The organism is Rhodococcus sp. 05-2255-1e, assembly GCF_002259025.1.
Classification (GTDB): Bacteria; Actinomycetota; Actinomycetes; order Mycobacteriales; family Mycobacteriaceae; genus Rhodococcoides; species Rhodococcoides fascians.
In genome coordinates this window covers 487523-499524 of sequence record NZ_NOZE01000013.1, presented here as the reverse complement: position 1 = coordinate 499524, position 12002 = coordinate 487523, and the positions used below count along the sequence as shown (strand labels likewise).

7 protein-coding genes are annotated in these 12002 nt (G+C 56.5%); 6 read left to right on the top strand and 1 reads right to left on the bottom strand.

Going from position 1 to position 12002, the window contains the following annotated elements:
* The first annotated feature begins 6 nt into the window (after nucleotides 1–6).
* The 3 genes from CH262_RS12490 to CH262_RS12480 all read left to right on the top strand — a co-directional run bounded on the left by CH262_RS12490 (nucleotide 7) and on the right by CH262_RS12480 (nucleotide 5620).
* Nucleotides 7–288, top strand: coding sequence for a hypothetical protein (locus tag CH262_RS12490; protein WP_143547101.1), 282 nt, complete (start codon nucleotides 7–9; stop codon nucleotides 286–288).
* Nucleotides 289–464: 176 nt separating this feature from the next.
* Nucleotides 465–2765, top strand: a complete 2301-nt coding sequence (locus CH262_RS12485; RefSeq protein WP_179274975.1) for a hypothetical protein — start codon at nucleotides 465–467, stop codon at nucleotides 2763–2765.
* Nucleotides 2765–5620, top strand: coding sequence for a hypothetical protein (locus CH262_RS12480; RefSeq protein WP_143547099.1), 2856 nt, complete (start codon nucleotides 2765–2767; stop codon nucleotides 5618–5620). The genes CH262_RS12485 and CH262_RS12480 overlap by 1 nt, the downstream gene beginning before the upstream one ends.
* A gap of 46 nt (nucleotides 5621–5666) precedes the next feature.
* On the opposite strand, the gene CH262_RS27285 is transcribed toward CH262_RS12480, so the two are convergent.
* The gene (locus tag CH262_RS27285; protein WP_143547098.1) at nucleotides 5667–6329 is read right to left on the bottom strand and encodes a hypothetical protein; all 663 of its coding nucleotides are present in this window, start codon (nucleotides 6327–6329) and stop codon (nucleotides 5667–5669) included.
* A gap of 1000 nt (nucleotides 6330–7329) precedes the next feature.
* Between CH262_RS27285 and CH262_RS12475 the strand changes: the two genes are divergently transcribed.
* The 3 genes from CH262_RS12475 to CH262_RS12465 all read left to right on the top strand — a co-directional run bounded on the left by CH262_RS12475 (nucleotide 7330) and on the right by CH262_RS12465 (nucleotide 11937).
* Complete coding sequence (locus CH262_RS12475; RefSeq protein WP_027496441.1) at nucleotides 7330–8733, top strand: NAD(P)H-quinone dehydrogenase; 1404 nt, start codon at nucleotides 7330–7332, stop codon at nucleotides 8731–8733.
* A gap of 140 nt (nucleotides 8734–8873) precedes the next feature.
* Nucleotides 8874–10106: an aminotransferase-like domain-containing protein gene (locus tag CH262_RS12470; RefSeq protein WP_094642959.1), complete on the top strand. Its 1233-nt coding sequence runs from the start codon at nucleotides 8874–8876 to the stop codon at nucleotides 10104–10106.
* 100 nt (nucleotides 10107–10206) lie between these two features.
* Nucleotides 10207–11937 (top strand): glycerol-3-phosphate dehydrogenase/oxidase, encoded by a 1731-nt coding sequence (locus CH262_RS12465; protein WP_027496443.1) that lies wholly within the window; start codon nucleotides 10207–10209, stop codon nucleotides 11935–11937.
* Nucleotides 11938–12002: the final 65 nt, after the last annotated feature.

The window sequence follows — 12002 nt, the reverse complement described above, 5'->3', positions numbered from 1 at the left end:
ACAGTAATGAGTAAAAATGCAGAGATGAAGCTTTGGGAAGTCAACATGATCGAGAAGCTATCAGGAGAAAAAATCGCAGACGCAGATCAGTCATACGAATTTCAGGCAGCGTTTGCCTACGTTCTAGATTTGCGTAAGGACAAAGAAAAAGCAAAAGGTATGTCGTTCGCAGCACACAGGAAAGCATTCGAGGACTACTTTTTCGAGCTGGAAACAGATCATCTAGCGGAAGTATTCGCAGAGCACGGTTTCGCGGGTGAAGAGTCGGAAGACGAAAAAAAAGACTAGAGATTGACGCCGAATACATCAAGATGAAGCTCTTGTTCGCGCGTCAGTACAACATGGATTACGACCGTGTTGACGATTTGACGCTCCAAGAAATCAACATCGGTATAGAGATGCTCTTGGAGACACAGAAAGAAAATACATTGAAGGAGAAATAACACGCAGTAATGGCAAATCAGGTGAAAATTCAGATCGAGGCGAAAGCTAACCTCGCAGCTATCGACGAGGCGATAGCGAAACTCAAAGCTTTGAAAGACAAGAGAGTCAAAGTCGACATCGATGTCGATAATGCTTCGTTGCGCAAATTGGACAAGATCAGAGACAGACGAATCAAGGTCGATCTTGATGTCAATGATTCCCGTGTCACAGCTTTACGTGATCGCAGAGTCAAAGTCACTGTCGATGTCGATTCGTCAGCTTTGAGTGCGCTTCAAACCAGACTTGCCAGTCTCCGCAATCAAACCGTCAACGTGCGTGTCCGTGCCACAGATGACCGCATCAACGAACGTGCCCGCAACCTCATCCGCAACCGCACAGCCAACATCAACGTTGCCGTACAAGGTCTGGCAGCAGCAGAGGCAGCGATTTCAGCGGTAGCACGTAACCGCACAGCTCGTATCCGTTTGGACGTGGACGCAGGCGCAGCAGCAGCGTTGACACAGATTTTGAACGCTTTGACCGGGGCCGGTGGAGCAGCAGGCAACGCCAACCGTATTGCCGGTGGCATGTCGTCTATGGGTGGCAGCGCAGCCCGTATGGGTCCAGCCCTATTGGCCCTTACGCCGTTTCTGGGTGTTCTCGCATCCGGTGCCATCGGAGCAGGTGTCTACGGCGTAGCGGGTGCATTGGGAGCAGTGACCGCAGCAGCAGGAGCGATGTCGGCCGGTGTGACAGCAGGTCTGGCAGCTATCCCCATCGCAGCAGCAGCGACGAGTCAAGAGGTCAAAGACCACTTCTCGTTCATGAAGGACGATGTCGTCAACACGATGAAAGAGATTGCGGTACCGGTTCAACAGCCGCTCATCAATCTCGCAACATCATTGGGTGCAGCTTTTCATCAGATGCGTCCCAATTTGGAAGCTATTACGCAGGGCACAGCCAACCTGGTTGATCATCTGTCAGGCAAGCTACCCGCCATTGCCGAGAAACTGGGACCGGCTTTGCAGAAAGCTTTCGAGGCTGGTGTTCCTCACGTCAAGAATTTGATCGACAGTTTGCCGAGACTTACAGAGTCATTCGGAAACTTCATGCAAAAGCTAGGTTCACCTGAGGTCGTAGAAGGTGCCAAGCGTGTCTTTGAGTCGATGCCGGGATGGATCGAGGGAGCCGGTAGGGGAGTTGAAAAGCTAGCAGCAGGTTTCAACAATGTCATGGGTTTCTTGGATTCAGGAAAAATGGATGGATTCGGTAAAGGCATCAGTTCGTTCATGGACAAGCTCGGTAACACTGACTGGTCCGGTGTAACAGATGGTTTGGCGCAGGCCGGTAATGCTTTCGGTGACTTCATGGCCAACATCGATACGCAGAACATGGCAGACAACATTGCAGGGTTTGCCGACGGTATGGCATCTCTGACCAATGCAGCCACAGAAATTGTGTCAGGTTTTCAGACAGCCGATGCCGCTGTACGTACCTTCTCCGACAACTTGAACAACAGCATCGAGCAGCGTTGGGGAGAGGGCGGTCTGGGTAAGAAAATCTTCGGTGACGGTTGGGACCCGAACAGATGGCTCAACGATCATGCCGGTTGGCTAGGAGACTTCGAGGAGAACATCCCCGAGGTCGAAATACCTGTGAAGGTGAAGCCACCAGAGAAGAATTTCGAGGACCCTGGTTTTCCTCCTATCGAGGTTCCGATGCAGCTCAAGCCGTCTACGGACACACCAGCGTTGCCACCTATCCCCATCGTGGGTGAGCTACAGCCGGTACAGCCTCCTACAGGCATGATCTTGCCGTTGATCGGTGAGTTCCAGGGACCACCCGATGTTCCGACACCGGCACCGGTTCCACTGACAGGCGTCATGCCGGACTTCGTTGCACCGACTGTTCCACCGGTTGAACTCACAGCAGCACCGATGGAGCCACCACCCCCACCACCACCTGTTCCGGTGGACATCGTGGTTGCGGATGGACAGGTAACCGTTCCACCCCCTCCACCTGTGCCGGTGACCTTCGATGTCACACAGCCCACCTTGAATCTGTCGGTGCCACCGGTTCCGATCACCTTCGATGTCGCGTTACCGCAGATCACCATTCCACCTGTGACAGCCAATGCAACGGTGACCGTGACAAGCAACGTTGCGGAGGTTTCTGCACAGATCAACGCATTGAGTGCCGGGACAGCAAGTTTCCACACAGTCAGCAGCAATGTTGCATCTGTTGCAGCTCAAATTCAGAGCCTCAACGGTCAGAACACATCATCAACACACACAGTCAATTTTGTTAGAACCGGGGATACCGGAGAAGGAGCACCTAGATAATGGTCAAACCAACACGAATCATCAATGGATTCAACAGCGTCAAAGTTCAGATCGAATCATGGAGAGAAGATGTGGCGGTACCGGATGGTATTGCTATCAGCAACGGAATGTATGACAAAGATTTGTCCTACGATCTACCGGCAACAGCCATAACGCCGATGGGTATGAACAAGAACAATGCTCAGACCTTGGCGAACAAGACGTGGACAGATATTACGTCCTGGGTGGTGCGTTCCGGTTTTGCAGGCACCGTGATCGCGAATGACGGTTTGGTGGTTGCTCAGCCGATGAGAGCGAACATCTCGGTTGTTCTGTCCTATGCGAGACCATCAGGTACATATGTGGCTCAATCCACTTCTACTCGCATCCTGATCAATGGTGTCATTGCAAAGGAATCGGCTATCGAAGGAACAGGAACATCGAAAGTTGGTTTGACCATCGATGTGAAAGCCGGTGATGTCATCAAGGTTCAAGGTTGGACCAATTTCGCTCGATACACTGTCGGCCTTGGATTCATCAACACAACGCTTCTGTCTGCAACGTTGAATGCTGGTACAGGCACATACGTTTCGTTCAGCAAAGCTAAGCTCGGTGCAGTTGACTTTCAAAATGATCTTGTTTTCGAGCAGGAATCGAAGTTCATCGAAAAAGACAACGGTGTGTTCGTGATGCCCAACGGTAAGAAGAAGGCGTTACCTCTCAATCGTATTACTGCATCATGGTCCGGTTCCATCAGCAACAACGTCAGATTGACCAAATCATCCGGCAATGTGACCGATGTCGATATCACGTCAACTCCATCGGGTTCCAACTCCATCACCAACTATTCGGCGGTGAGTTTGGGTCCAGTGCTGGCTCAGTCCAAGATTCCATATCCGGTGTCTGAGGGCATGTTGGTGAACTTCGGTGGAACTCTCATGGTGAGACGTAGCGGTACAGCAGAACGTACAGAAGAAGATGCTGCAACAGGTATGAAAGTCAGGTTTGCTCTCTGGGGTAAAGGCAAAGATTCAACCGAATACGGTGACATCGATGTGGACTTGGAGTTGATATGGTTCGAGGCCGAGTTGCAAGCATCTGGTTCGCTCAGCAAAACCACTCAAGTTTATACAATTCCTGCGATGGCAGATGCGGTGGTTCCACCGAATATCAGCCAGGTGTACTTCACGGCAGCGTTGAAGCAAACAGCGGTTGACGATTATGCGTCAGCTACATTCGAGAACGCTGAACGAGCGGGATCGAACGCAGCATATTTCGGAACATCGTTCAGTGATCCTCTGTACATCAAGTTGGAGTTGCCATCAGCGGAGCAGAACACTTACAGGCATCCTCTCTCTTCGACAGGTGTTGCTTTGAAGAATCGCAAATACTTTGACAATATGCAGCGTCCCAAAGCGTTGACGTTCTTCGGCAACAATTCAGCTGTTTCTCTGGACATCTACAAGTCAAGCAATAGGACCAGAGGCTCATTGATCGGCACTTTCGCAGCATCGGCGGGGGAGCGCAAGACAGTTGTCATCGAATCCGATACAGGCCAGATCGAACTTGTATCATCCGATCCTTACTGGGTGGAGTCATGCAAACCGATCAGCTACGACACTCTCGATGAGACCCAGACAACGTTGGAGCGTATCGAATGGACAGATATCTCCGAACCGTTGAACAGCATTGTCGCGGGGAGAGATGAATATGCCATCAGCAAAATGCAGCTATCTTTCGTATCCGACAGCTTGGCTAATTCCAATCTTCTGATGCCCGGCAAAAGGGTACGTATGCTCATCAACCATTACGGAAACAGTCCGATTCCAACATCGATGTACGGTGACACTTATTCTCCCAGCTATGCAGCTTCGGCATACAATGTTGCGTTCACCGGAATGATTCGTGACTACCGAGTGAAATACGATTACAGGAACAGACCGTTCATCGAAGTGACAGTCGAAGATGCGCATAGATCGTTGGCAGATACAGACGGTAAATACATGTACGACTTGCCCGAGGAATATGCGCCTATGCTCAACGGCCTGGGTCACAGCGTCACAATCGATGGTATCGATGTTTCGGGATCGTGGAGAAACAAGACGGACAGCAGCAAGAATCAGCCGTCAGCTTTTGTGGACGGTATGAAGGTCGATGAAGCGCTTGCATCGATGCGTAACAGCCGCAAAGGCTTCGTCTATGTCGACAGATTCAATGTGATTTGTTACAAGTCGACGCTTGATACGCAACCCAAGTTGACTCTTGCCGACAGCTTCGCTCGTGGTGACATCAGTTACAGCAAATTGGACAAAGGTACCGATACAGAAGCGGTCATCAATCAGGTCAAGCCGAGTGAGTATCGTGTTGACCTCGATGAGCTAAAGAAGCGAACTGTGGACAGTGATCTACCGGCACAGATCGAACCTATTCAAACGTTGAACGAAACATCTCAATGGTGGTACGACCAGCAGTCGATTCGTTCCTATGGTGCTAGGGAAGCAACTTTTCCGGTTGTGCGCGGGACAGGAAAGATAGAAGACATCAGAAATGGTGAACTGGGTCCAGGTTTTCATGATTGGGCAGATGCCATTATGGACGATTATGTTCTGGCGAAGAACAAGGTATCGAGAGTGATGATCATTCCTGACAACTTCTACGATCTGAAAAGACTATCCGAGCTAGACATCTTCGATGCTGTCAAGATCATTTGGAAGAACGAGCAGCATGTGTGTTTCATTCGTAAGATGGAGTGGACCATAGCCGATAATCATGTTCGTTTGGAATTGTTCTTCTCGCGTGAACGTTCCGGTGTGGCATGGACACCGTTGATTGTTCCTGGTGAGTCTTACGCAGATATCTATTTTGATATTTACTAACGATCAGAATTTGCAATGATCACCAAGAGGGCTTTCTCTATTGGTTTTAGTCGACAGAACTTTTTCGCAACTTCTCCAACAGTTTAGAAGTGTAGTGAATTGCTTTTGATCGAATTTTACCGGGTTGGGAAGTAGTCACGTATGCATGGTCCGGGTCTATCTCAATTCCTGTCAGTCCAATCTCTTCTTGCAGTGAACGAATTAGTTGACGGTGGAAGAATTTTAGCTCTTTTGTGTTTGGTTGAGCCTGCTTCCTAAGATCGTCAAGAACTTCAGTGTCTAGCTGTCTAATTGCATCTTTTATATACAATGCGACGTTCTTTGCGTGTGTTCTGTTCAGTTTAAAAACGTGGTCGGCATAGTGCTTCACTTTTGGCGCTATGCATATTGATATCTGTTCAATCGATCTTTCGGTTCGCCTGCGGCTCTTCACCAACTCAGCCATAGGGTCAGTAAGAGACTCTTTATTGACTGATTTGTAGTTGAGAATGGACGTGATCAGGTCGAGTTGAGTATTTGACGATTCGAGAAGTTCCGAAACCGCCCGGGTAAGTGTGTCCCTACGCCAGTTCTCTCGGTCCCTTGATTTGCTGGTGCGGTGGATGACGTACCAACCGATGAGCGCGACGAGCACAGCAGAACCAATGGTCCACCAGGGCGTCGCAGATTGCACAATGATTTCTTGAACCGGCTCTTGAGCTAGAAGCATGTCCGAATCTTAGGTGCATCGGGTGCCCGGCTTACACATTCCCATATGGTTGGTACACCCGATGCAGGGCTAACGGTACGGCAGGCGTTTTGGCGCATCGGGACTACAGGTTGTCCTACGTACGACACGCGGGAAGCTGAGAGTTTCCTGTGAAAAGGTCGTCCAGCGTAATGCCGGATTGTTACGGATAGTGCCTCAGAGTGAGGAAAAAGTGTCGGCCGCCACCGCAGGGCGGGACCACGGTCCTGCGACAGAGCAAAGAACTGTCGGTGTTAACGCTTAGGCTGGCAGTACACCAGGCGAAACCCCACGCCAATGAAGATCGCCCGGTGTAGCCATCGCAGCCCAACGAAAGGACTCACATGGGCCAGCTTACCGACCCACCATCAGAAGATCACAGGCCACCGACAAGAAACCGCGTTACGGAGACGGTCAATCTCCTGGCGGCAGTCGGTCTGGCAGCTCAGGTACCGAACGTGACCACCGGTGTTCTCATCGCAGCCATCGGTCTGTGCGGGGTCATCGCCAGAGAGAAGTAGGTGCGGTTGGTGGTGCCCTGTGCCAGGACTTGATGGGGCACCATCGACAACTTTGCTCAACATCAACCGCAAGGACCGTTGTCGTGGTCAACGTTGACTAGATCATCTACAAGGCCATGATGGGCCTACATAGAGTACGAGAAGTCCATCCTGCATCGCCGGGGTCAAATGAAAATAAAGTTCATTCACCCTGAGCCTGTTAGTCTTTCGTACTGAATCTATCCATAGACGTAAGTTCTGCCGGATGCATGTTCGATCCGTAGGCGGCATAAATTGGCACGTCGGCCAGCCTAAACCGTATCGCTGCCCGTTGACGCCCCGTGGTGGTGTTTCGGTGCGTCGTCGCAGGTACGCCGAGCGACGGGTGGAGTGAAGCTAGCCTTACCGACGCGCGGAACCGGACACTGCAATACCGTTGACGTGACACAGTACAAAGATTTCAGCACGCGAGAAGAGGATCAATGACCCGGATTGTGATCATCGGTGGTGGTCCGGCAGGGTACGAAGCAGCATTGGTGGCGGCGCAGCACGGCGGACAGGTGACGCTCGTCGATTCCGACGGCATCGGTGGTGCCTGCGTTCTGTGGGACTGCGTGCCGTCGAAGACGTTCATCGCCTCGACCGGCATTCGCACCGAGATGCGTCGCGCGAGCGACCTCGGAATCTCACTCGACCCATCACAGGCAGCCGTCGCGCTGCCCCAGATTCATTCGCGAGTGAAGAGCCTCGCGCAGGCGCAGTCCACCGACATCGCGCACCGGGTCACCTCGGTGGGCGTCGAAATACTGGCCGGTCGCGCCGAGATGATCGACACGCACGTCGGATTGGCCTCGCACCAGATCAAGGCGGTGTTGGCCGACGGCGAGGAGCGGATTCTCGACGCCGATGTCGTCCTCGTCGCCACCGGAGCGCGCCCCCGCGTCGTCAAGGGTGCCGAGCCGGACGGCGAACGCATTCTCAACTGGCGTCAGTTGTACGACCTCGAAGCACTGCCCGAACACCTCGTCGTCGTGGGATCCGGTGTGACCGGTGCCGAGTTCGTCTCGGCCTACACCGAGATGGGCGTCAAGGTCACCGCGGTATCGAGCCGCGATCGCGTCCTCCCGCACGAGGACGAGGACGCTGCCCTTGTGCTCGAAGACGCGTTCAACGAACGTGGCGTCACCCTCGTCAAGCACGCCCGCGCAGACTCGGTCGTCCGCACCGACGACGGTATCGTCGTCACGCTGTCCGACGGGCGCACCGTCGAGGGCAGCCACGCGCTGATGACCGTCGGATCGGTCCCGAACACGTCGGGACTCGGTTTGGAGAAGGTCGGGATCGAGCTCGACAAGGGTGGATACCTGCGTGTCGACCGCGTGTCTCGTACCGCGGTCGCGGGCATCTACGCGGCGGGTGACTGCACGGGTCTGCTGCCGTTGGCGTCGGTGGCCGCGATGCAGGGACGCATCGCGATGTACCACGCCCTGGGCCAGGCCGTCAGTCCCATCAAGCTCAAGACCGTGGCGTCGGCGGTGTTCACGCGGCCCGAGATCGCATCGGTCGGCGTCGCACAGTCCGCGATCGATGCAGGCGACGTACCGGCACGCACGGTGATGTTGCCGTTGACGACCAACCCGCGAGCGAAGATGAGTGGTCTCAAGCGTGGTTTCGTCAAAATATTCTGTCGCCCCGCCACCGGTGTGGTCATCGGTGGTGTGGTGGTTGCTCCGAGCGCATCGGAGTTGATTCTTCCGATCGCGATGGCCGTGCAGAACAATCTGTCGGTGAACGACCTGGCCAACACGTTCTCGGTCTATCCGTCGCTGTCGGGTTCGGTCATCGAGGCCGCGCGCCAGCTGATGGCGCACGACGATCTGGACTGATCTCGCAATGTGAGAAACGCGTTTCATATTTCGGACGCACATGACATAGTCGAGAGAGCGGACACACCCGTCCGCTCTCTCTTCGACTCTGCGGATCCGCGGGCCGTTCTTCCCGTCCCTGCTGCCCTGGAGTCTCTTTCATGTCTTCGATTCATCCGTTTGCCGGCTTGGCCCGACGCACCGCAACACTCGACAGCTCGGCCATCCGCGACCTTCTGGCCCTGACCGCTCGCGACGAGATCATCAGCCTGGCCGGCGGTTTACCGGCCACAGATCTCATACCGGTCGACCGCATCGCTGCCGCAGCGGACGCAGTGCTGCGACACTCCGACGCAGTGCAGTACTGCGAGACCTCCGGCCACCGAGCCCTGCGCCGCGTCATTGCAGCCAGGGAAACCCTCGCACGCGAAGGGGGTACCGTTCCGGTGGAATCCGTCGTCGTGACGCACGGATCGCAGCAGGCCTTGACACTGCTCGCGCAGGCGCTGATCGACCCGGGTGCCGTCGTGGTGGTCGACGAACCGGCGTATACCGGAGCGCTGCAGGTGTTTTCGATTGCCGAGGCGCAGATCGAATCCATCCCCATCACCGATGGCGGGATGGATGTCGACGAGCTCGAAGCGCGGCTGCTCGCCGGCCTGCGGCCCGCGGTGGTCCATACGGTCGCCAACTTTCACAACCCCCGCGGCGTGACGATGACCGAGGCTCGCCGTCGCCGACTCGCGGCCCTGGCCGACCGGTACGGATTCTGGATCATCGAGGACGATCCGTACGGCGAGATCTGGTTCGACACAATTGAATCCGGACCGTCCCCGTTGCCGATCGCGTGTCACAGCGATCGTGTCGTCAGGTTGTCGAGCGCGTCGAAGATCCTGGCGCCGACTCTGCGCGTGGGATGGTTCGTTGCCCCGCCCCGAGTGTGCGCGGCGGTGGAACTGCTCAAACAGGGTGCCGATCTGTGCGGTTCCTCGCTGACACAGCTGATGGCAGCGGACATGCTGGGCGACACCGGGTGGCTGGCGGACCACCTGACCGATCTTCGGCGTGAGTACGGTTGTCGCGCAGACGCATTGATGAGCGCTCTGTCCGGGGAATTCGGTTCGGCGCTGGACGTCTCGCGACCCACAGGTGGAATGTTCGCATGGGCGACCTTTCGCGACGGGACCGATACCACCGAGCTGCTCGCTGCGGCGCTCGCGCACGGCGTCGCGTTCGTGCCGGGTAGCGCGTTCGTGCGCGCTGCAACGTCCACGTCGGCCGAGTACTTCCGCCACTCGCTGAGGTTGAGCTTCGCCGGCTCCACACCGGAGGTGCTGAACGAGGCAGTGCGGCGGCTGAGCGCGGCACATGCGTCGATGACACGGCGAAGCTGAACCGCAGACCAGGCTGCGCTGGTTCTGCGCTTGGCCGACCTGGGGCGGTAGCCTGACGTGGGAGACATCGCGAGGAATTTTCGAGGACAGGGAGCGCCCAGTGAGCAACCGATCGAACACGAAGTTCCTCGGACCCACCCAACGGGTGGAGGCGTGGGACCAGCTCGGACGCGAACAATTCGACGTCGTGGTCGTCGGCGGTGGCGTCGTGGGTTCGGGTGCCGCGCTCGACGCGGCAACACGAGGCCTGAAGGTGGCGCTTGTGGAGGCGCGTGACTACGCGTCGGGCACGTCCTCTCGCTCGTCCAAGATGTTCCACGGTGGCCTTCGCTACCTCGAACAACTCGAGTTCGGACTCGTCCGTGAGGCGCTGCACGAACGTGAACTCTCGCTCTCCACACTCGCGCCGCATCTGGTCAAACCGCTGAAATTCCTGTTCCCCCTCACCCATCGGGGGTGGGAGCGCCCGTACATCGCGGCGGGTATCTTTCTGTACGACCGGATGGGCGGTGCCAAATCGGTTCCGCAACAGAAGCATCTGACCCGTTCGGGTGCCCTGCGGATGTCGCCCGGCCTCAAACGGAAATCGCTGATCGGCGGAATTCGGTACTACGACACCGTCGTCGACGACGCGCGGCACACGATGACCGTCGCCAGAACGGCAGCCCACTACGGCGCAGTGGTGCGTACATCCACTCAGGTCGTGGGGTTCCTCCGTGAAGCCGACCGTGTTTCCGGTGTGCGAGTGCGAGATTCGGAGACCGGGGCCACCACCGAGGTGCGTGCGCACGTGGTGATCAACGCCACGGGCGTGTGGACCGACGAAATACAGTCGCTGTCGAACATGCGTGGTCGCTTCCGAGTACGGGCCTCGAAGGGTGTGCACATCGTGGTGCCGCGCGATCGCATCGTCAGCGAAGCCGCGATCATTCTGCGCACCGAGAAGTCCGTGCTGTTCATCATTCCGTGGGGCGCGCACTGGATCATCGGCACCACCGATACCGACTGGAACCTCGATCTCGCGCACCCTGCCGCGACCAAAGCCGATATCGACTACATTCTCGGCGAAGTCAACGGGGTGCTCGTCACGCCGCTCACGCACGACGACATCGACGGCGTCTACGCGGGATTGCGGCCGCTACTGGCGGGTGAAAGCGACGAGACGTCCAAGCTGTCCCGTGAGCACGCGGTGGCGCGGGTGGCACCGGGACTCATTGCCATCGCAGGTGGCAAGTACACGACCTACCGGGTGATGGCCGAGGACGCAGTGGATCTCGCGGCCGAGGACATCCCGGCGCGGGTGGCGTCGTCGATCACCGAGAAGGTGCCGCTCGTCGGCGCGGACGGTTACTTCGCGCTGGTCAATCAGGCCCCGCACCTGGGCGAAGTACACGGGCTGCATCCGCACCGAGTGACTCATCTGCTGGACCGATACGGCTCGCTGATCGACGAGGTGCTGGCCATGGCGGACGGCAAACCCGAACTGCTGCAACCGTTGACCGACGCGCCCGCTTATCTGCAGGTCGAGGTGGTCTATGCCGCTGCGGCCGAGGGCGCACTGCACCTCGAGGACGTGCTGTCGCGGCGCACCCGGATTTCCATCGAGTACTCGCATCGTGGGATGAACTGCGCGGGTCAGGTCGCCGCACTCATTGCCCCGATCCTGGGTTGGGACGAGGCCACGGTCGACCGTGAGGTCGACACGTACCGGGCTCGGGTCGAGGCCGAGATCGCGTCGCAGCGTCAGCCGGACGACGAATCTGCCGACGCTCTGCGCGTCGTCGCCCCCGAAGCGCGTCAGGAAATTCTCGAACCCGTCCGGACCCTCTGAGTCACGGAACCCGAACCAGCGTCCGCGGTGCGCGAGCAGCCGTCGCGCCGGAGACAGCCATGACC